Consider the following 19,989-nt stretch of genomic DNA (forward strand, 5'->3'; position numbering starts at 1 on the left):
TCTTCTTCGTCATCGTCCATCTCCCCTTGGGGTCAGAATGGACCGGCAACCTCATACACAGAAGATCGGACACTCTCGGCCTGCGTGTCCGCGCTCTTCACCGCCACGAAGCGCATGTTGGTCGCATGGCCGCCCCGGCGATGGCCTCCGCGTCCGCGCGGTCGTTCTTCTGCCTCTTCACGAACGGCTTCACGTAAGCTGCCGGCACAAGCCGGACCTCGTGCCCTTACGCCTGCGCTACCCGCCCCCAGTGATGCGAGGTCGCGCACGCTTCCACCGCCACTACACAGCCCGGCTGCTCCGCCAGCAGCGCCGCCAAACGCGGTCGCGACATCGCACGGTTGGACAGAACTGCCCCGCCCCGTCCGGGCCAGCGGCGCAGACCTGGAAGCTGCCCTCCGCCAGCGGATCGCCAACATGCTCATCTTCGTCTTCATTGGCGCGCCCTCCGCATGGCTCTATATAACCGTCATGGCGTAACGCCGTCCGGCTCTAGGGCGTAAGCACCCACTGCATCAGTTCAGGGCATCTCTTCCACTCGCGATCAGACGCGGGGGTTCGACACCTGCACGACGCGACCCTTCGATAACTCGTGGTCCCCTAGCGACGAAAGATGCAACCTAGGGGAATCTTCCTGCTTTTCTTCTGAGCGGCGAGAGGATCTGATAAGCACGCTCGATGTAATGCGGCGTTGTTGCACGACGACGCCTAATCCGTTGGCCACAATATACCTTTGGAATTATGCCTACTGACTAGCTCTGATCTAATCGCCACGGATTACTGGACGTTATGCAACGACACTTAGCGGCATGTGCAGCATGTGCAGCATGTGCAGCATGATGATCCTAGGGTCAGGACTCACAACCAGAACAGGACGGTTGCGGCGATGCAGATGGCGGAGAGGAACAGTTCGCCGCATCGATCGTAGCGGGTGGCGATCCGGCGCCAGTCTTTGAGGCGGGCGAAGAGGTTCTCGATCCGGTGGCGCTGCTTGTAGAGCTTGCGATCGTGGCGGGCTGGGTTCTTCCGGCCGCGCCGAGCCGGGATGCAGGCGGCGATCTCAAGGGCCTCGCGGAGCCAGTCGGCATCGTAACCCTTGTCGGCCAGCAGGACCTTGGCGCACGGTAAAGTGCTCAGCAGCGCCGCCGCGCCCTTCGCGTCGCTCATCTGACCCGGCGACAGGAAGAACGTCAGAGGTCTCCCCAGCCCGTCGCAGACCATGTGCAGTTTTGAGTTCAGCCCGCCCTTGGTCCGTCCGATGGCGCGCGGCCGGGTCCCCCTTTTGAGAGGCTTGCCGCCGTCCGGTGTGCCTTCACATGGGTGCTGTCGATCATGATCGTCGCGCCGTTCGCCCCAGGCTGCGCCAGCTCAACGAAGATCTTGGCGAAGACCCCCATGCGTGACCAGCAGACGAACCGGTTGTAGAGCGTCTTCGCAGGGCCATAAGCAGCAGGCGCGTCCTTCCACTGCAACCCATTCTTCTTGACGTAGATTATACCGCTCAGGACCCGTCGGTCGTCGACGCGTGGCTTGCCTCGGCACTTCGGAAAGAACGGCCGCAAGCGCCCCATCTGCTCGTCAGTCAACCAGAAATGCCCACTCATCTCGCCCCCTCCGTTCGGGAACTTGAATCACGCAGACCGCCCGGCCTCAACCAAGGTTATGGGTCCTGACCCTAGAAGATCAGTGCAAGCAGGCCCACGACGACCACAAGTCCGATCAGAAAGATTATTCCGACAGTCCCGGTTAAAAACTTCAGCATACGAATTCCTATTTCTTGTCTGTGAAAGCGTCCTTGATCTCACCGACGCCCTTCTGAACTTTTCCTTCGGCCTGATCTGCCTTGCCGCTGCGCTCGGTTTCCTTGTCGCCGGTCGCCTTGCCGAATGTTTCCTTGGCCGATCCGACCACATCTTTGGCTTTGCCTTCGCTTTTATCGTCCGACATGCGTTTTCTCCTTTGTCTCGTCTGACTCCGTGACGGACCAACTCTGCGTCAGGAACAATGTTCCGGGCCGGACTTCCGGAACAATCTGGCGGCTATCAGGCTCCCGCGAGGATCGGGGCAGACCCTCCCCCGGCGGCCTTGGGCGTGCCATGATAACGGATGGCAGGGCGCCGCAACGAATAGAGCTTGCGTTTACGAGGCAAGGTGCCGATCCAAGCTCGCCATCACCCCGGTTCGTACGTTGCCGGGATCAGCTCTTCGGCTCGATGAGGAACGTGTCGAGAGACGTCCCGTTCTCGAGTGCCTCCTTGATCCACCCAGGCTGACGTCCGCGACCGCTCCATGTCAGGGAGGCGTTCTCGGGATGCCGGAACTTGGCGGGCTGCGACGCCTTGCTTTTCTTGCCGCTCTTTCCAGACCCGTCGACGAGCTCCGACAGCGAAAAGCCCAGTTCATGCGCCTTGGCCTCGACCGTGGCCCGGGCTTCCTGCCTTCGTTTGTCGTCGTACGTCTCGACGGCCTTGTTCAAATCCTTCTGGAGCGTTTTCAGCTCGCCGAGAGACAGGGTGTCCAGATCGATGTCTGTCATGAATCGTCCATTTGTGAGAGGGTTTGAAGGAATTCGACTGGGTGAGGTAATTTGCGGCATGGAATTACGCAAGCCGTCCGGTCGATAGATGATCGTCAGAATACGCATCCACGACGGAAGGCTCAGTATCCGGATTTTGTCTGCCGTTTTGCCGAAAGCGCGAGAACACACCCGACAATGAAGACGGAAATTCCGCCGAGCTCGAAAACCCAGTTGAGCCGCATGCCGGCCAGCCGGACGCCGATCAGCCGGTCGACATCGTGAAAGCCCACGGCGCGGACGAGAACGAACCCCGTGATCCAGACGAGACCGAAAAGCGCGACGCCGGTCCGGCGGATCGTGCGGCGCAGGATCCAGAAGACGCCGATCCCCCCGAGGACGGCCGCCGCGATCAGGCCGGCGATGAAATCAATCTGGACCGTGCGGCGCATGTCGTACCAGCCCTGGAGCTTCGCGGCGCAACGGCCGGTTACGGTCAGGAAGCTCTGCAGATCGAGCTGCTTGTTGATCGCGAGAAACAGGAGACCGACGCCGGCAACGGCCCAGAATGTCCGCTCGAGACCCTGCCGATCCTGCGTCACGGCAAGCGCCCGGGAGAGGACGGCGGCAACAAGATAGGCCACGACGGTCAGCCATCCCGCGACGCCCGGATCGCCTATGCCCGGCGACCAGCTTTCGAAGACGCAGTCGAGGATCTGCGGAATGGCATCCGTCACAGCAGGCCTCGTCGGATCGCGCGTCGCGTATGCCTTCCGGCGGGCATCCCGGAGGCCAATCGGAGCTGTGTCTATAACCGTCTTCGAACCTGTGACAACATCCGGCAACCGGGCCTTGCGTCCAGTCAGCCGAAGCGCGTCGGCAAACAGGAGATGGCAAAGACGCCGAGCGCGGCGGGGGGATGACCGGAACGTCGACCGCGAAGTCTCGTCCTGCCCGGAACGCGGGAACGGCGGGTCCGGTCCGGGCCCCGCCGTTCAGTCACGTGTCGTATCGTAAGCTCGGGATCTCAGGCTGACTTCTTGAAGTCCGAGCCAGCCTTGTCGGTGGCGTCCTTGGTATAGGCCGTCGCCTTGTCCGTGGCGTCCTTGGTGTAGGCGGTGGCCTTGTTGGTCGCGGCTTCGACGTTCGCGGTGACCTCGTCGTTCAGGTCCTCGCCCGCCCTAGAGGCCATCTCGGCCGACTCGCTGCCGGTTTTCCGGGTCAGCTCGCCCATGTCCTGGGCGGTCCGCTGCAGCAGGTCCATCTGCTTCTGCACGAAATCGCTGTAAGCCTTGCCGTAGGCGGCAGGCTCGTCCCGGACTTGCGTGACCTCGCGCAGGTTCGATAGCGCTTCCTTCGACGTGTTGCTCATGATGTCGACCGACTGGTTTCCAGCCTTAACGAAGAGCGACGTCATGCGCGCGTTCATGCCGGCCCACTTCTTCAGAAGGCCCTGGCCGTCCTGCGGGCTGAACAGGCTCTGGAGGTTGCCTGCGGCGGCGTTCGGGATCTGGTAGGACATGTCGGTCTCCTTCTGAAGGATGGGGTGTCGTGTGTTCTTGAATCCCAACTAATGCCGCAGTGCGGCAATTGCAAGTGCCGCACTGCGGCAAGACGAATCGTGAGATAGAAGCAAGAAGCAGAACCGCCCGTTATTGGAGATAACCAACATTAAACTTGCCTATCGTGACGCCTTCGCTGTCCTTCGGGGCCATCAAGATTTCTCATCATTGCAGAGATGGCGAAGACGGAACGGGGCCAAGCAATCCCAGATTGCCATCGTATCATGAAGTCACCGGTCCATCATGTAATCGAAGGCGTCGCTGCACCCGGCGGCTGGAGCGGTCATGTCGTCGCCGAAGGAAGGACGGGATAGGGGTGCGTGCGAATCCTATCTTGGGGAAACGATCCGTGAATCCTCGATTCTTCCCTGGTAGGATGTTTCACGTCCGAGGCCGGGCTTCGACTCCTGGAGATACCGGCGAAGTTCGATCAGGGCCTCGTTCGGGACATTACAGAGGATCTGGTCGACCCAACCATATCGACGTCTATGTCCCGTCCCGCCGCTCCCCTTCAGCCACAACTTTCAGCACGTCGTCCGGCAGCGGCCGCTGCAATGCCTTCGCCTCGTCGAACGGCACGGTCAGCCACGCCTCCCATTCGTCCGGGTCGGTGAGGATCACCGGCATGGCCTTCGGGTGGATCGCGCCCACGGTCGCGTTCGCCTCGGTGGTCAGGAACCCGTAGAGCTCGGCCTTCACCTCGCCCTCCTTCACCTTCCGCACGCTCTTCCACTCGGTCCAGATGCCGGCGAAGAACATCAGCGGCCTGTCCTCGTCCCGCGCGAACCAGACCGGGGTGCGGCTCTTGTCCTTCTCAACGCGGTATTCCGAGAAGCTGGTACAGGGCACCAGGCAGCGATGCTCGGGGCCCAGCCAGCGCTGCCAGTGGGCCGAGCCGAGATTGCGGACGTTGGTCACGCCGGGATCGGTCTTGCGGTTCTTCAGCGCGAAGGACGGCGAGGGCATGCCCCACCGCATCATCGCGAGTTCGCGGCCATCGGCGGTCTGGCGGACCACCGGGGCGGACTGGTCGGGGAAGATCGCGGGCAGCGAAGCAAGGTTGCCGATGTTGTCCGTCATCACGTCGGCGATCTCGCGGATCGCGGCCTTACCCCTGGTCAGTGCGTACAGGTTACAAATGGCTCAGCTCTCCTCGGTCGAGACGTTCACCTTGCCACACCCGTCGCGGATGCGCTGCGCCGTCATTCGGCTGGTCCCGAACCGTCGCGCCAGAGGGGAGATCGCCTCACCCTTCTTCATCGTGTCGTTTACAGGACAGTTTGAAATCCATAGCCACGGTGGCTAGCCTAAAATCGCTTACGGCGCTGGACCGGACTCCTTGCCGAACAACTGTTCGAGAAGCGCCTCGGCTCTCTGCAATCCCTCATCGGTGAACGCGACCGACTTCGCCTTGCCCACCGGGTCGGTGATCCATCCCTTCCGGTGCAACCGGTCCATGCTGTCCCAGTCGAACCCCTTCCAGGCACGCCGGCCGTCGTGAAGGGTCAGCCGCAGGAGCGCTAGTACGGCATCGTCGATCTTGTCCTCGTCGAGATCCATGACGGCCTCCTTCGCGCGATCCACTGGTGGACAGTGTGAAAGCTTCAGGCGTCCACCAAAAGATCCCGGGTCAACCGTTTGCGAAGCTTCGTCGGAGACACGGGAAAGAATACGAAACGACCGACGCTTCGTGCAACAGCGCCGTCGGTGATCCATCCGCCCACGAAAGAGGGGGATATTGAGGTTTCACAAGTGGATCCGGCACGTTCATAGCTTTTTGGGGACCTACTCGCCTCCCACGGCGTAGAGAAGACCTAGAATTGCGACATAATAATGAGTTGTGCCGCGCTCTTAAAGTCCGATCGGGCGGGGACGCCGTCCCATCTTGACCCAGACGATTTCATTGCCTGGTTCTTGGCTATCATAGTCAGCTGTCGGAGTGATGGTATCATGGGGATGATCGTGAAAGTGGGGGAAGCCAAGACGCGGCTGTCCGAGTTGCTTGCCCGCGTCGAAGCGGGCGAAGAGATCGTAATTTCCCACAGCGATCATCCGGTCGCGCGCCTTCTACCCATGCAGAAGCGACAAGATGTCGAGGGCGCCATCGCAGACATCCTCGCAGCCCGGTCCGTGCTGTCGACGACGGCTCCGGACGAGATCATCGCGTGGCGCGGCGAGGGGCGGCGTTGAGGAGCGCGTGACGTTCGTCGTCGATGCATCTGTCGCAGCGGCATAACCGCTACCGGACGAACGATCCGACAAGACCGACAAAGCGCTGATGCTCGTTGCCATCGACGGAGCACTCGCCCCGTCGCTGCTCTGGTACGACTTGCGCAATATTCTCGTGATGGCCACGCGCCGCGGCCGACTTCCGGATGGCAAAGCGGCGCTCGCAATCGCTCGTCTGCGCAGCCTTCCGATCGAGACAGTGGACATGACGGTGTCGGGCGACAGCTCCGTGATCGAGTTGGCAGGTGGCCACCGATTGAGCGCTTACGACGCGACCTATCTTGCTCTCTCGATGCGGACGAGTGCGCCGCTCGCAACGGCGGACAGGGCCTTGGGCCGAGCGGCGGGACAAGAGGGGATCCGATTGCTTCTGAAGCAATTGAGTTTGATCCTACTTTTGAAACAGTGATTTACAATTAATCCCAAGACGTAGCATTTCAGACAGGCCAGAGGTGGAATTGCGGATAACGTTCTCCCTGTCAGGATGCGATCCGACGAGGATTGCGTGAAAACAGGATTCGTCACGCGGTGTGCACCGACGTTCCGTCAGAACGGGCCAGAACCTTCCTGACCTATGCCGAGGAGATTAATTATGCGGTTCTGGATCACTATTGGTCTTATATTCGTGCTGTCCGCGATCGGGCTTACCTACGAGATCGCTGCCGGCCGGGTGCTCGCACCATTCTTCGGAACCTCGCTGCTTACATGGACCGCCGTCATAGCGACGGTTCTGGCCGGTTTCTCCCTCGGTAGCGCCCTCGGGGGGCTCATCGCCGAACGCGGTCGCTCGACCGCAATCGGCAATGTCCGGGGTGCACTGATCGCGGCGGCCGTCCTGATGGCGCTGTCACCGACCGTGCTTGGCCTGCTCTACGCCACGGGCGCGCGGGGAACCGGAGGAATGCTGTCGAGCGTTGTCGCGGCATTCTTCCCTGCTTCGGTCCTGATCAGCGCGCCTACGCCATTTCTGGCCAAGCTGGCCGTCGAAACCCGCCCGGGCCGGGAGGGATCTTCGCTCGGACTGGTTCTAGCCGCCGGGTCGTCAGGAGCGATCCTGGGCTCGATCCTCGCCGGCTTCGTCGCTCTTCCGCTGTTCGGCTCGGCGGCGACGTTCACCGCTTGCGGTGCCGCGGCGCTTCTGTGTCTACCGTTCATACGATCCGACGCAGCCCACGGCGGCGGCGAGCATGGAACGGATGATCGCGCGCCGAAACCACGATCCGGTGTGGTGATCGGAGCTGCGGCATTCGTGGCAGTGACAGGTATCACGGGTGGTTTGATCTGCGAGTACGAGTCGGGGCTCTCCTGCCTCCGTATCGTACGCGACGATACCGAGATCCGTCTGTACTCCGATGGCATCACCCAGGCTGCCGAGCGGATCGGCCCGAACGACGATCGGCCCGAAGAGCCGTTCGAGCTCGCGTTGTCCTACACAAGGTGGCTTTGGGCCCGGATGGACCGTGATCTGGGTCCGGCGCCCTCGGTCCTGTTTATCGGCGGGGGTGGCTACGCTCTGCCCACGAAACTTCTCGCTTCACGTCCAGAGGCGCACGCGATCGCGGTGGAGATCGACCCCTTGGTGACGCGGGTGGTGCGTCAGCACATGCCGCAGGCCCGGTCGATGATCGAGACGACGGGCTATGCTGCGGAACGCGACAGTCAGGATGCGGCAAGGCGGCTCGGCATCGTCCATGCCGATGGACGGGTCTACCTGAACGAGACCGAGCACCGGTTCGACGCCGCCGTCATGGATGCCTTCTCTTCGAATTCGGTCCCGGCTCATCTCGTCACGCGCGAGACATTCGAACGTCTGCAGCTGATCGTGGACGGCCCGGTCTACGTGAACCTGATCGGCGCGCCCGACGGCCAGCTTTCCCGCGGCGTCCATGCAATCCTCACGGGCCTCTATCCGCACGTGCAGGCCGCCCGCGGCGAGATGAATTCCTCGGGACGTACCAACATCCTACTGGTGGCCTCGCGTACGCCAATCGTCCCGCTCGCCGGTCTGCCCGAGGCGTATGGGCCGGCCCGTATTTCATCGGGCCGGGCCTTCACCGACGACCGGGGATGGGCCGGCCATCGGTAGGGACCGGCGAACCATGCGCAGCCTTCTCGCGATAGATGTCCGCTCCGCGCCCATTTTGAACAGAGCAGTATTGCTGCAGCCCTCACCGCAGGCTGGGCACGAGCAGGTCGGTCAATGCCCGGCAATCAGTCGTCGTCAATCCGTCACACTACAATCGAACCTGGCCGATGATCTGTCTGATCGACAATCAAGGCGAAGGACTATCCGTTCGAGGTGGGCATTTACAGGCCGTCGCTCGGCGTGGTGCTGTCTGATCGGGTCAGGGGCTTGGGACTGGCGCGCGGCAGGCAGGACGGAAGGGGACCGTGACAAAAGGCGAACCTGTCGAGGCAAGGGCCGAGGCTCTGGCGCTCATTCTTGGTCGTAGACGAAATGACCTTCGTCTTTCAACATATTGGTTATATTCGGCGAAATAAGTACTTTATAAGGATTATTGCGCCATGCCACCAGTCGGCCTGATTTGCCGAAGTGAAAGATTATTTAGAACCAAAATTCTTTTCCTTGCCCCGACGCATGACGCGGTCGACGGACTGCACCACGTCGATCAGCGATTTCCGCGGGTGCAGGTACATGATCGCGTTCAGCGCCGGCACGTCGACGCCATCGGACAGACAGCGCGCGTTCGTCAGGATGCGCGCGGTGTTTCCCTCGGCCTCCGCCTTCAGCCAGTCGAGCAGCTGGTTCCGGGTCTTCGCGTTGACCGGGCCTTGTTGCACGAAGTCTGCTGGGCTTCACATCGCGGGTCCAGCGACATAGCTGGGCGGCAGGCTGAAGCCTGTGCCTACCCGCTACCGCACCCGGAACTGGTCTACCTACAACGCATCGCTGCGTGAGTGTGGGTCGCTGACCGTCCGCTGACCGGTAGTGCATTGCGCAGCAATGTCACGAGAGGGTGGTTCGACCCGTCGATGCCCCGGCATGCGGCGGTATCGGGCAACCGCGGTGGGCAACCGGTCTACCGCGACGCGGCCATCCAAGCCTCCCTGACCACTGCCCGACAGGGTCATGCGCAGCATGATCCCAAGAGGGGGGAACGCCCTTCAGCGGCGACGGCAGATGCCACATCTGTTTTTTTACCCCCGTCTTGGCCAGCGCCTTGCGCAGGATTTGGTTCTCCATCGTCTTGCGGCCAATAAGACGCTCGAGTGGAGTGCCCGCTATTTCACCGGACAGTCCGGTTGGGGTTGAGCGCTTATCTGAACTCGACAGGCGAGCGCATAGCTAGCGCAGAATGCGGATGGACGGTGTTGTAGTCGTCGCTCCACGCGGGAACGAGCCCGAGCACGCTGGCGGCGTCGGGCAGCGAAGTCATGCGGACGGCTTGGTGAGAATAATCGGCATCGTCTACGGATGGATCGCCCCGACGGTCGCGTTCGGCTTGGTGATCAGGGACCCGTAGGACTCCGCGTTACCGCGTTTTCCTTCCCCTTTTTACGACATGTTTATGATTTACGAGTCTTTTGGCGGCGATCTTGTTCGGGCGATCATGTCCGCATCTTGGAGAAAACGATGAACTGGTTCGCCGAACTTCTTGATGACGTCATTGCATCCGGAGGCGATCTGGATCCGGACAAGGTGGCCGATCTGCAGCGCGCTCGCAACCGTATCGCCGAAGGCGGATCGCTGATGACGCGGCATGACGGTACCGAACGGCTTCTGTACCGGATCGACGAAGCCACGACGATCGATCAGGTCGCGTCCGTGTTCGGGCAGGTTCCCGAGGAGTTCGGGTTCTCGGACGTCTCCCTGGTTGTTCTCAATGAGGGACGTGCGTGTCTGGCCCGCCGCGTCATCTCGACGCTCCCGGAAGCCTGGTGGCAGGACTACCACAAGATGCGACTCTGCGAAGACGATCCCCTGATGAAGACGATCGTCTCGAGGGAGCACGAGCTCTTCCTTGACGAACTCCTCCCGCCACCGCCGGCCCCGCGTCGCTACACACAGGTCGCGGAAGCGCACGGGATCGGTTGCAACGGTGTGATTTTCAAGATCGCTTACCCAACCGGGCTGGTCGCGGCGGTCGTCCTCAACACGACCAGGACGCCCGACTATGCGCGGCGTCAGTATCGGGCCTTCCGCGACGACCTTCGGCTCATCGCACAGGCAACCTGCGACGCGCTCGTCCATTTTTCTCAAGTCGGAGCCAAGGAGGTCGATCCGCTCACGGCCGAGGAAATCGGCTTCCTGCGGCGCGTCGCGCTCAGCGAAGACCCCGTCAAGGCGCTGGCAGTCGACTGTCGTCACACAGCCCAGGTCATCCAGACCCGGATCATCCAGAAGCTCGGCGTCCGGTCGATCTTCCAAGCCATTCTTGTCGCCGCGCGCTACGGGCTGCTGGATGCGGCGATGTTCCATCCCGACGAGGTCATCCCGACCCGGCCGCTCATCACCGGGTGGGACATGATCGGGGGCGGCGACGAGGTCGACCAGGTCGCACGCCTCTCGGCCTGAGCAATGGGCTGGCTGCCCCGAACCACTTGCACGGCCGATCGCCGCCATGAGAGCCTTCGCAAGCGCAAGGGTTTTATGATCGTGCCTGCCCTTGTCTGATAAGGCGGCTTGATGGGGCAAGATGCTCCATGACACCCCGGATCGGCGCACGATTCGGATGACGATTCTGAGGCCATCCTTCTTCAGGGACGGCACGTAATCGAGGGGCGAGGTTGTCCTGGATTGGTGCGGCATTCTCAGAACCGAACGCCGAGGAACTCGATTGAAGCGCATCGTTATACTTTGTGATGGAACTTGGAACAGGTTCGACTCCCGTACGCCGACCAATGTCGTGCGCTTGGCACAGCTCCTGTCTCCGTCCGATCCCGAAGGCGTGACCCAGATACCTGTCTACATCAACGGCGTCGGCACCGGCGAAGGCGTTACGCGGGTATCCCGCGTCGCGGACCGGTTCCTAGGGGGCGCGCTCGGCTGGGGTCTCCTGGAAAACGTCGTGGACGCGTATCGACAACTCGTTTTTCTCTATGAGCCGGGGGACGAGATCTTCATCTTCGGCTTCTCGCGCGGCGCATATACGGCAAGGTCGCTGTCCGGCTTCATCCGAAGCACCGGTATCATTGACCGCGATGGCCTAAACCTTGTCCCGCGAGCTGTTCGCCGCTACCGGATGAAGGGTCGTGACAATCTCGCACCCGGAAGCGACGACAGTCATGAATTCCGGGCTCAGACAATGCGATCCTGCGTCGCGACGAGCCGGAACGAACGCGATTGGCGCCGGCGTAACGGGGCTCCCGATGTCCCGCTCTTGCGCGTGTCCTATCTTGGCGTGTGGGATTCTGTCGGCGCTCTCGGGGTCCCGCGCGAGATACCGATCCTCGGAACTTGGACAGCTAGGAAGTACGGATTTCACGACACCCATTTGTCCCGAATGGTCGCGTCGGCCCGGCATGCCGTGGCACTGGACGAGACGCGACGGGCCTTCGAGCCGACCTGCTGGACGAACATTGCCGATCTTAATGCCGCCGCGGGAGCCGCGAAGACGTGCCCCTACCAGGAGCTGTACTTCGCAGGGGACCACGGCTCCATCGGAGGCGGCGGGAACATCACGGCCCTTTCGAGCATCGCGCTCGGCTGGATCATCGAAGGCGCACAGGCGGCGGGGCTCGCCTTTGACACGTCCCGTCTCGAGGCCCTGAGAAAAGAAGAAGACCCTTACGGATCCCTGCGGTCCAGCTCGATACCGCCAACCGGTCTTCTAGACTGGATTACAAGATTCAGACCGAGAGCCAGGATTGGCCCGGACTCGCGGGACGCCGTTCATTCCAGCGTCATCAAACGGTTCTGCGGACACGCAAGTCTTGATACATTGGAACCCTACCGTCCGCGGAGCCTGAGCAACATTGAGGAGACGTTAGGCGGACTCTGCGTATGTGACGACCCGGACGACGGAACACTGCCGGATCCGCGGTCAGCAGAGTGAGGTAGCATAGGACCGGATCGCACCAAGGCTGCGGGCCATGTCCCGCTGAGGCCCGAACCCGCAGCTCTCAAGGAGCGGAAAGCTGTCCGCGGCCGTACGCGAGCTTCGGCCTTGAGAGGACCTGTCGATGGCTGCTTCGAGACACCTTCTTCGGGAACGTGGACAAGCCGCCAATGATGGCGCCTTGCCCTTCCGTCGGCGCAGCCGCGTGTTGTTCCGGCTCCGGGATCCTATAATGCCTTGGATCGGCTCTGGACGTCACGCAGGCAGGCCTTCGGATAACGGACGACTTCACCCGGGACTGTTGCATTAGGTCTTGATGGTGTGACCGCCCCCCGGCGGCATCTGTTGTGCCACGGTGGGTCTGCGACGATCCACGGGAGGGAGCGGTCATGTCGGAGATTATCACGGTCGAGCTCGATCTGGCGAAGATTGTGTTTCAGTTGCACGGGGCGGATGCGTCCGGCCGGATGGTGGTGCGGTGCAAACTACGGCATAGCCAAGGACTTGAGCTTCTGGAGGGACTTCCGTCCTGCACGGTGGCGACGGAAGCGTGCGGGGGTGCTCACTTCTGGGGTTGGGAGATCGGGAAGCTCGGCCACGAGGTCCGGCTGATCCCGCCGGCCTAGGTGAAGCCGTTCGTGCAACGTCAGAAGAACGATGGTGAAAAGTACCGTGGCTACGGTGCAGCCGCGTACGCCGACGAGCGATGCGGAAGCGATCTGCGAGGCGGCGCAAAGGCCGAATATGCGGTTCGTGCCGGTCAAGAGCGAGGCGAAGCAGGGCGCGGTGTTCCGGGTACGCGAGCTTCTGATCCGGCAGCGCACGCAGACGATCAACGCCCTGAGGGGCCATCTGATGGAGTTCGGGGAGGTCGTCCCGCAGGGAGCGTGGAACGCTCGCCGGCTGGTCGCACTGATCGAGGCATCGGAGAGTGACGTGCCTGAGACGGCACGGGCGACGTTGCACGTCTTGGTCGACAGCCTGCGTCAGCTTAACGAGCGGATCGCCGGGCTCGACGCCGAGATCGCCTGCCGTGCGCGCCAAGACGAGACGGCGCGGCGGCTGATGACGATCCCCGGGATCGGCCCGCTGATCGCCACCGCGCTGGCCACGCTCGCCCCGCCGCCCGAGCACTTCCGCGGGCGCGCGACTTCGCGGCTTGGCTGGGCCGCACGCTCCGGCAGCATTCTACGGGCGGCAAGCAGCGACTCGGGGCGACGACCAGGATGGGGGAGCGCTCGCTCCGGCGGCTGTTGATCCCGGGGGCCAACAGCGTGGTGATCAAGTGGTGTACGAACGCCATGGCGCAGCCGGGCACTTGGCTCGGCAACCTGCTCGCGCGCGAGCCGGGCATGCTGGGGGTAAGCACTCGATTGATCCCGCCTGCCGGGTGACGGCCTGAGATTGTAAGACCTGTCGTTATGGACGTCGTTAGCGACGTCTTGAAGCGGGGTCGGAGGTATGTGGAGCGAGATACTGCAGGGTGTCGAGAGACGGCGACGCTGGTCGGACGAGCAGAAGTTGTCGATCTTGATGGAGATCGGGCTGCGGGGCGCGACGGTGTCGGATGTTGCGCGGCGGCACGAGGTTACCCGGCAGCAGATCTACAGCTGGCGGCAGGAGCTCAAGCGCCACGGGGCGTTTCGCCCTGATGACCGGCCTGTGTTCCTTCCGATCGGGCCACCGCCTTCGTTTCAGGCCCCGATTGATCCCGTGGCTATAGGCCCGGTGTCGAACCCAGCCTCGGTGCCGGCGTCCACGTCTGAGATCGAGATCGTCCTATGCAACGGGCGCCGGCTGCGCGTCGCCGGCGACATCGACGATGCGGCGCTGGCGCGTCTGATCCGCGTGGTGGAGACGGCATGATCGGGCCCGGCACGGGAGTGCGGGTCTATCTGGCCTGCGGGGTGACGGATATGCGCAAGGGGATCGCCGGCCTGTCGGCGTTGGCGCAGGACGGTCTGCGACAGGACCCGGCCAGCGGCGCGGTGTTCGCGTTCCGCGGCCGGAGCGGGGACCGGTTGAAGCTGCTCTACTGGGACGGCCAGGGGTTCTGTCTTTACTACAAGGTTCTGGAGCGCGGGAGCTTCCCATGGCCAAGCGCCAGGGACGGCGCAACGCGATTGACCAGCGCGCAGCTCGCCATGCTTTGGGAAGGCATGGACTGGCGCCGTCCGACCTGGGGCGCGCCTCCCGCACGGGTCGGGTGACGTCGGCGCAAATCCCTTCCGAACCCGTTGTTTTGTTGGCTCTGCGCATCACGGTCTGGTAGACTTGGCCATGCCCGATACCCTGCCATCCGATCCCGATGAGCTGCGTGCGATGATCGCCGCGCTTGCGGCCGAGAACGCCCGGATGACCATCGAGGTCGAGCGCATGACTGCCACGTTGCAGGCGCAGGACCTGCTGGTTCAGGCCTTGCAGGCGCGGATCGCCAAGCTCCAGCGCCAACGGTTCGGGCCAAGCTCGGAGAAGATCGAGCGCGAGATCGCGCAGCTCGAACTGGCGCTCGAAGATCTCCAGGTCGCTCTTTCTGAAGGCAACGAGGCGACAGACGACACCAGCAGCGAGATTGCCGGTCCGGTTCAGCCGACGGATGCAGACACGCCCAAGCCACGCCGCCGTCCGCGCGTCGCGGAGGGCACGCCCCGCGAGCGCCGCGTCCTCGATCCAGGCGGGTCCTGCCCGGACTGTGGCGGCGATCTTCGGGTCGTGGGCGAGGATGTCAGCGAGCTGCTCGACATGATCGCGGCGCAGCTGAAGGTCATAGAGATCGCGCGGCCCAAGAAGTCCTGCCGACGTTGCGAGCGGATGGTGCAGTCGCCCGCCCCGAGCCGTCCCATTCCGGGCAGCATGGCCGGTCCCGGCCTGCTCGCGCACATCCTCGTCTCGAAGTTCGACGATCATCTGCCGCTCTACCGGCAGGCGGAGATCTTCGCGCGCATGGGGGCCGACATCCCCGACAGCACGCTGGTTGACTGGTGCGGTCAGGCGATGAAGACGCTGCATCCGGTGATCGAGCGGATCGAGGCTGATGTGATGGCCTGTGACCTGCTCCACGCCGATGATACCCCGATCCGGGTGCTCGACCGGTCCCGTCGCAGCGCGGGACCGGGCAAGGGGGTGAAGCAGGGCCGCGTCTGGGCCTACGTGCGCGACCAGCGGCCATGGGCGGGCGCGGCGCCGCCCGGCGTCGTCTACTACTTCTCGCCCGATCGAAAAGGCGAGCATCCGCTACGCCATCTGAAGAACAGCACGGGCATCCTTCAGGCGGATGCCTATACCCGGCTTCCGCAAGCTCTACGAGGCGGCCTACCCTGGCCGGATCGCCACAGTTCGCCGAGGCGGCCTGCTGGGCGCATCTGCGCCGCGACTTCCACGACGTCTGGACGGCGACCAAGTCGGAGATCGCCCGTGAGGCGCTCGACCGGATCGGCGCGCTCTACGACGTGGAGCGCGAGATCTCCGGACGATCTGCGGGCCAGCGCCGTGCCGCGCGCCAGAAGCTCAGCGCATCGAAGGTCGCTGCCTTCAAGGTCTGGGCGGAGCAGCAACTCACCCGCATTCCCGGCAAGGGCGACCTGGCGAAGGCGTTCCGCTACGGACTCAACCGCTGGCCGTCCTTCACCCTGTTCCTCGAAGACGGTCGCGTGGCCATCGACAACAATCCGGCCGAACGTGCGATGCGCCCAATCGGCGTAGGCCGCCGCAACTGGCTCTTCGCCGGGTCCGACACCGGCGGCGAGACCCTCGCCCGCGCCATGACGCTGATCGAGAGCGCCAAGATGAACGGCCTCGATCCGCAGGCCTACCTCGCCGACCTCCTCGACCGCATTCACGATCACAAGGTCAATCGGCTCGACGAACTCCTGCCGTGGAACTGGACCCCGCCCGCAACGCAGGATCGTGCCGCCTAAGCCGCGGTGCCAATCAGGCGCTTACTGCTGGGGCGGGTGGCGCTGGCAAACAAGTTGGCACGGATCGTCTGGGCGCTCATAGCCCGCGGCGTCTACAGGGCTCCGGTCGCGGCAGCGTAGTCCGCCGCGGCAGGGAAACGTCGGAGCGTAGAAGGGCAAGGAGCGGTCTGGCGCAATCGTCGTGAGACGAGGTCGGGACACCCACGGCGCAACAAAGTGCCTCCGAGCACGAGGCTTTGATCTGGACCCGATCCGCGACCACCACACAGGCCCGCGGCACGGACGGCCGCATCGAGAGGACGAATACATGTCAGCACCCGATGACGCGCCAGACAAAGCTTCAAGAACCCTCTTGCGCAATGAGTCATGATATATGTTGCACAAAAGACTTAGGGGAATGTAGCGCGACAATCTGGGTGAGAAGCGCGCGACAATCAGGATGAGAATCCGGTGTCGCGGTATTTCGATGTTCGTGGCGTTGATTGTCGCGCGCAAGGGTCCTTTTTCAGTTTGATTGTCGCGGCGCGTCAGCGGCGGCAGTGTTGACGGGCGTCGCGTATGACGCGGGCCGTCCGCGTTTACGCTTCTGTTCGACAGCCGCGCGCCGTCTGTAGCTCTCGACGTTCAGCTCGAAGATGGTGGCGTGATGGACCAGGCGGTCGACGGCGGCGAGGGTCATGGCGGGATCGGGAAAGATCTTGCCCCATTCGCCGAAGGGCTGGTTGGCGGTGATCAGCATCGACCGTCGCTCGTATCGGGCGCCGATCAGTTCGAACAGCACGCTGGTCTCGGCCTGGTCCTTGGCGACATAGGCGAGGTCGTCGAGGATCAGGAGGTGATACCGGTCGAGCCGGTTGATGGCGGCTTCGAGGCCGAGTTCGCGGCGCGCGACCTGGAGCTTCTGGACGAGGTCCGTGGTCCGGGTGAAGAGCACGCGCCATCCGTTCTCGATCAGGGCGAGACCGATGGCGGAAGCCAAGTGACTCTTGCCGCCGCCGGGCGGGCCAAACATCAGCAGGTTGGCACCCTGATCCAGCCAACCATCGCCGGCGGTGACAGCCATGACCTGCGCCTTCGATATCATCGGCAGGGCTTCGAACTCGAACGTCTCCAGCGTCTTTCCGGGCAGGAGACGTGCCTCGGCGAGATGGCGTTCGATCCGGCGGCGGTCGCGTTCGGCCAGTTCGTGCTCAGTGAGCGCGGCCAGGAAGCGGGCGGCGGGCCAGCCCTCCTTGTCGGCTTGTTCGGCGATCTGCGGCCACATCGCCTTGGTGGCTGGCAGGCGCAGCTCGGTAAGCAGGAGGGTGAGCCGTCCGGCATCGATGACGGGGGACTTCATGCTGCGTCTCCGGTACCGAGCAGGGCGTCGTCGTAGGCGGCGAGCGTCGCCAGCTGCACGGTGACGACCGGCAATGCGGCGGGATCGGGGGAGAACCGCGTACGCAGCGAGGCCATGTCCGGCAGATCTCCATCCTCGAGGGCAATGGACAGGCGGTCGGCCAGCTCGCGCTCGCAGCCCCGCTCGTGCGCCAGGGCGAGAAGTTCGACGATGACGCGGCAGGCCTGCCGGTCGGGCAGTCGTTCGAGGAGCGCCTCGAAGGTCCGCCGGTAGACGTCGCGCGGAAAGATCTGATCGCGATAAACGAGGCCCAAAAGTGCCATCGGCTTTCGGCGAAGCGAATGGATCACATGCCGGTAGTCGATGACGTGACCGTGCTTGCCCGAGGGATGCGCCCGTCCGCGCGGCAGGGTCGTCAGCTCGGTGCCGCCGATGAAGACTGTCAGCCGGTCGTCGTGGAGGCGTACCCGGAGGCGATGACCGATCAGGCGAGACGGCACGGTGTAGAACACCTTGCGGAGCAAGAAGCCGCCGGAGGAAGTGACGCGCACGCTTACCTCCTCGTAGTCCGCAGTGCGCCGGCCGGGGAGCATCCCGAGCTCGGCGCGCTCGAGGTCGATGCGCTTGGCGTTGCGGGCGTTGAGGCGCCCGACGATCTCGTCGATGAAGCGGCGATAGGCCGGTAGATCGTCGAACGCCCGCGAGCCCCGCATCAGCAGCGCGTCCTCGATCGCCCGCTTGAGATGGCCGTGCGGCCCCTCGATGGCGCCGTTCTCGTGGGCGATACCGGCGTTGTTGCGCGAGGGCGTCATCGTGTAGTGGCCGCACAGATCCTCATAGCGGCGTGTCAGATCCTCCCGCACCTCCCTGTCGAGATTGCGGAACGCGGCAGAAAGGCTGTCGCTGCGATGCTCACGGGGGGCGCCGCCCAGGGTCCAGAGCGCGTTCTGGAGCCCCTCGGCCAAGGCGACGAAGCTCTCGCCGCCGAGCACCACATGGGCGTGTTCGAAGCCAGAATAGGCCAGCCGGAAATGATAGAGCCGGTGTGCAAGCGGCGCGCCTGCGATGGTGATGCCGGCGTTCCCCATGTCGGTGAAATCCGACAGGCCGAGCCGGCCCGGCTCGTGGGTCTGCCGGAAGATGACCTCCCGCTCCTCGCCATGCAGCGCGCGCCAGGACCGGATGCGCCGTTCCAGCGTCCGGCGGATGCCGGTTCCCAGCTCTGGATGGCGGCGCATCATCTCCTCGAAGATGGCAACGGATCTCAAGCCGGGAGCCGCCTCCAGCATCGGCACGATCTCGGCGTCGAAAATATCGACGAGAGGATCGGGCCGCCGGCGCTGCCGTGGCTCGCCTTTGAGGGAGGGAAGTCGCGGGTCGCCCTCGATGCGATAGGCGGTGGCCGGGCTGATCGACGCCTTCGCGGCCGCGACGACGGTGGAGCTGGTCTGACGGAACTTCATGAAAAGCCTCATCTGGTGATCGGTTACGTGGCACCCGGGCACGAAGCGGTTCCTTCCAGACAGGAGAAACCACCGGCATACCCGGACGACCGCGATCACCAGAACCGCCTCGAAAGAGAGGCTTCGCCGGCTGGCGCGCGATTCCGGTCGGGCTTCGCCCTCCCTGCGTCACAGGCCAGCCGGCATTCTCACCCAGATTGACGCAACGCTCTCATCCTGATTGCCGTGCCGCAGGGGAAGGTTTCTCGACTGAATCCAGCGTGGTAGATCGTCCTCATGAGCAGACCGATCCCGCCGAGCGACAGGACCAAGAACTGGCCGGCCTACAACGCAGCATTGAAGCAGCGCGGCTCCCTGACGATCCGATTCGATCCGGACATGGTTTAGTGCCACCGCCGACCGGCGAGCGAGGTAGGCAGTCGCAATACAGCGACGCCGCGATCCAGGCCTGCCTGACAATGAAAGTCCTCTTCGGCGTGGCCCTCAGGCAGACGACGGGCTTCGTCGAGAGCCTCTTGCGGCTGGTCGGGCTCGACTGGAGGGTACCGGACTTCAGTACGTTGAGCAGACGTCAGAAGACCTTGGTTGTGGCCATTCCCTACCGGGGTTCGCAGGGGCCGCTGAATTTGCTGGTCGATAGCGCAGGCATCAAGGCAGAGAGTGAAGGCGAGTGGCACGCTCGCAAGCATGGTGCTGCGAAACGCCGTCTATGGCGCAAGATCCACATCGGCGTCAACGAACAGACGCTGGAATTTCGAGCTATCCATTGGAGAGTGTCCGATCTTCTGTGTATGAGGTTGCCGGTCCATTCTGACCCCAAGGGGGAGATGGACGATGACGAAGAAGATCGACGCGAAGGTTCTGGACGAGCTGCTGGCGGGCTGCGAGCGGCCGGAGGACCTGCTCGGCGACGGAGGTTTGATGCAGGACCTCAAGCGTGCGCT

17 protein-coding genes and 6 pseudogenes are annotated in these 19,989 nt (G+C 63.4%); 11 read left to right on the top strand and 12 right to left on the bottom strand.

Features of this window, described 5'->3' with window-relative positions:
- Window positions 1–77: 77 nt before the first annotated feature.
- The 8 genes and pseudogenes from Q1B08_RS19230 to Q1B08_RS19265 all read right to left on the bottom strand — a co-directional run.
- Window positions 78–334 (bottom strand): annotated as a pseudogene (locus Q1B08_RS19230) (IS110 family transposase); the annotation flags it as partial.
- Between the two features lie 524 nt (window positions 335–858).
- A protein-coding gene (locus Q1B08_RS19235) for an IS5 family transposase (protein ID WP_299822390.1) occupies window positions 859–1,604 on the bottom strand; the annotation gives its coding sequence in 2 pieces (ribosomal slippage) (window positions 859–1,286 and window positions 1,286–1,604; 747 coding nt in all).
- Between the two features lie 166 nt (window positions 1,605–1,770).
- Window positions 1,771–1,947, bottom strand: coding sequence for a CsbD family protein (locus tag Q1B08_RS19240; protein WP_299822393.1), 177 nt, complete (start codon window positions 1,945–1,947; stop codon window positions 1,771–1,773).
- Between the two features lie 250 nt (window positions 1,948–2,197).
- Window positions 2,198–2,536 carry an H-NS histone family protein gene (locus Q1B08_RS19245; protein WP_299822396.1) on the bottom strand — a complete coding sequence of 113 codons (339 nt, stop codon included), beginning with the start codon at window positions 2,534–2,536 and terminating at the stop codon, window positions 2,198–2,200.
- Window positions 2,537–2,658: 122 nt separating this feature from the next.
- The gene (locus tag Q1B08_RS19250; RefSeq protein ID WP_299822399.1) at window positions 2,659–3,252 is read right to left on the bottom strand and encodes an isopropylmalate isomerase; all 594 of its coding nucleotides are present in this window, start codon (window positions 3,250–3,252) and stop codon (window positions 2,659–2,661) included.
- A 290-nt stretch (window positions 3,253–3,542) separates the two neighbouring features.
- Complete coding sequence (locus Q1B08_RS19255) at window positions 3,543–4,037, bottom strand: phasin family protein (RefSeq protein WP_299822402.1); 495 nt, start codon at window positions 4,035–4,037, stop codon at window positions 3,543–3,545.
- Between the two features lie 526 nt (window positions 4,038–4,563).
- The gene (locus tag Q1B08_RS19260) at window positions 4,564–5,217 is read right to left on the bottom strand and encodes an SOS response-associated peptidase (RefSeq protein ID WP_299822440.1); all 654 of its coding nucleotides are present in this window, start codon (window positions 5,215–5,217) and stop codon (window positions 4,564–4,566) included.
- A 177-nt stretch (window positions 5,218–5,394) separates the two neighbouring features.
- A complete protein-coding gene (locus Q1B08_RS19265; protein WP_299822405.1) occupies window positions 5,395–5,637 on the bottom strand; it encodes a DUF6429 family protein in 243 nt (80 codons plus the stop codon).
- 390 nt (window positions 5,638–6,027) lie between these two features.
- On the opposite strand from Q1B08_RS19265, the gene Q1B08_RS19270 reads away from it, so the two are divergent.
- From Q1B08_RS19270 to Q1B08_RS19280, 3 genes are all read left to right on the top strand, one after another.
- Complete coding sequence (locus Q1B08_RS19270; protein ID WP_299822407.1) at window positions 6,028–6,267, top strand: type II toxin-antitoxin system prevent-host-death family antitoxin; 240 nt, start codon at window positions 6,028–6,030, stop codon at window positions 6,265–6,267.
- Between the two features lie 88 nt (window positions 6,268–6,355).
- Window positions 6,356–6,715, top strand: coding sequence for a type II toxin-antitoxin system VapC family toxin (locus Q1B08_RS19275; protein ID WP_299822410.1), 360 nt, complete (start codon window positions 6,356–6,358; stop codon window positions 6,713–6,715).
- A 183-nt stretch (window positions 6,716–6,898) separates the two neighbouring features.
- The gene (locus Q1B08_RS19280) at window positions 6,899–8,392 is read left to right on the top strand and encodes a fused MFS/spermidine synthase (RefSeq protein WP_299822413.1); all 1,494 of its coding nucleotides are present in this window, start codon (window positions 6,899–6,901) and stop codon (window positions 8,390–8,392) included.
- Between the two features lie 476 nt (window positions 8,393–8,868).
- Here Q1B08_RS19280 and Q1B08_RS19285 read toward each other — a convergent pair whose 3' ends face one another.
- Window positions 8,869–9,108 carry a helicase-related protein gene (locus Q1B08_RS19285; RefSeq protein WP_299822416.1) on the bottom strand — a complete coding sequence of 80 codons (240 nt, stop codon included), beginning with the start codon at window positions 9,106–9,108 and terminating at the stop codon, window positions 8,869–8,871.
- Window positions 9,109–9,160: 52 nt separating this feature from the next.
- Here Q1B08_RS19285 and Q1B08_RS19290 point away from each other — a divergent pair.
- Window positions 9,161–9,381, top strand: a pseudogene (locus tag Q1B08_RS19290) (hypothetical protein); the annotation flags it as partial.
- Window positions 9,382–9,584: 203 nt separating this feature from the next.
- Here Q1B08_RS19290 and Q1B08_RS19295 read toward each other — a convergent pair.
- Window positions 9,585–9,710 (bottom strand): annotated as a pseudogene (locus tag Q1B08_RS19295) (integrase core domain-containing protein); the annotation flags it as partial.
- A 191-nt stretch (window positions 9,711–9,901) separates the two neighbouring features.
- On the opposite strand from Q1B08_RS19295, the gene Q1B08_RS19300 reads away from it, so the two are divergent.
- The 6 genes and pseudogenes from Q1B08_RS19300 (at window position 9,902) to Q1B08_RS19325 (ending at window position 16,243) form a co-directional block, all read left to right on the top strand.
- Window positions 9,902–10,843 carry an autoinducer binding domain-containing protein gene (locus tag Q1B08_RS19300; RefSeq protein ID WP_299822419.1) on the top strand — a complete coding sequence of 314 codons (942 nt, stop codon included), beginning with the start codon at window positions 9,902–9,904 and terminating at the stop codon, window positions 10,841–10,843.
- Between the two features lie 262 nt (window positions 10,844–11,105).
- Window positions 11,106–12,323, top strand: coding sequence for a DUF2235 domain-containing protein (locus Q1B08_RS19305; RefSeq protein WP_299822420.1), 1,218 nt, complete (start codon window positions 11,106–11,108; stop codon window positions 12,321–12,323).
- A 392-nt stretch (window positions 12,324–12,715) separates the two neighbouring features.
- Window positions 12,716–13,684 (top strand): annotated as a pseudogene (locus Q1B08_RS19310) (IS110 family transposase); the annotation flags it as partial.
- Between the two features lie 103 nt (window positions 13,685–13,787).
- The gene (locus tag Q1B08_RS19315) at window positions 13,788–14,192 is read left to right on the top strand and encodes a transposase (RefSeq protein ID WP_299822422.1); all 405 of its coding nucleotides are present in this window, start codon (window positions 13,788–13,790) and stop codon (window positions 14,190–14,192) included.
- Window positions 14,189–14,536 (top strand): IS66 family insertion sequence element accessory protein TnpB, encoded by a 348-nt coding sequence (gene tnpB, locus Q1B08_RS19320; RefSeq protein WP_299822425.1) that lies wholly within the window; start codon window positions 14,189–14,191, stop codon window positions 14,534–14,536. The genes Q1B08_RS19315 and tnpB overlap by 4 nt, the downstream gene beginning before the upstream one ends.
- Window positions 14,537–14,606: 70 nt before the next feature.
- Window positions 14,607–16,243 (top strand): annotated as a pseudogene (locus tag Q1B08_RS19325) (IS66 family transposase).
- A gap of 505 nt (window positions 16,244–16,748) precedes the next feature.
- Here Q1B08_RS19325 and istB read toward each other — a convergent pair.
- Window positions 16,749–17,582, bottom strand: coding sequence for an IS21-like element helper ATPase IstB (gene istB, locus Q1B08_RS19330; RefSeq protein ID WP_299822428.1), 834 nt, complete (start codon window positions 17,580–17,582; stop codon window positions 16,749–16,751).
- Entirely contained in the window at window positions 17,579–19,057 is a 1,479-nt protein-coding gene (istA, locus tag Q1B08_RS19335; RefSeq protein WP_299822431.1) for an IS21 family transposase, read from the bottom strand. Before istA ends, istB begins: the two co-directional genes overlap by 4 nt.
- Window positions 19,058–19,321: 264 nt before the next feature.
- Between istA and Q1B08_RS19340 the strand changes: the two are divergent.
- Window positions 19,322–19,809: pseudogene (locus Q1B08_RS19340) on the top strand (IS5 family transposase); the annotation flags it as partial.
- Window positions 19,810–19,989: the final 180 nt, after the last annotated feature.

The sequence above is a fragment of the uncultured Jannaschia sp. genome (genome assembly GCF_947494025.1).
Lineage (GTDB): Bacteria > Pseudomonadota > Alphaproteobacteria > Rhodobacterales > Rhodobacteraceae > Jannaschia.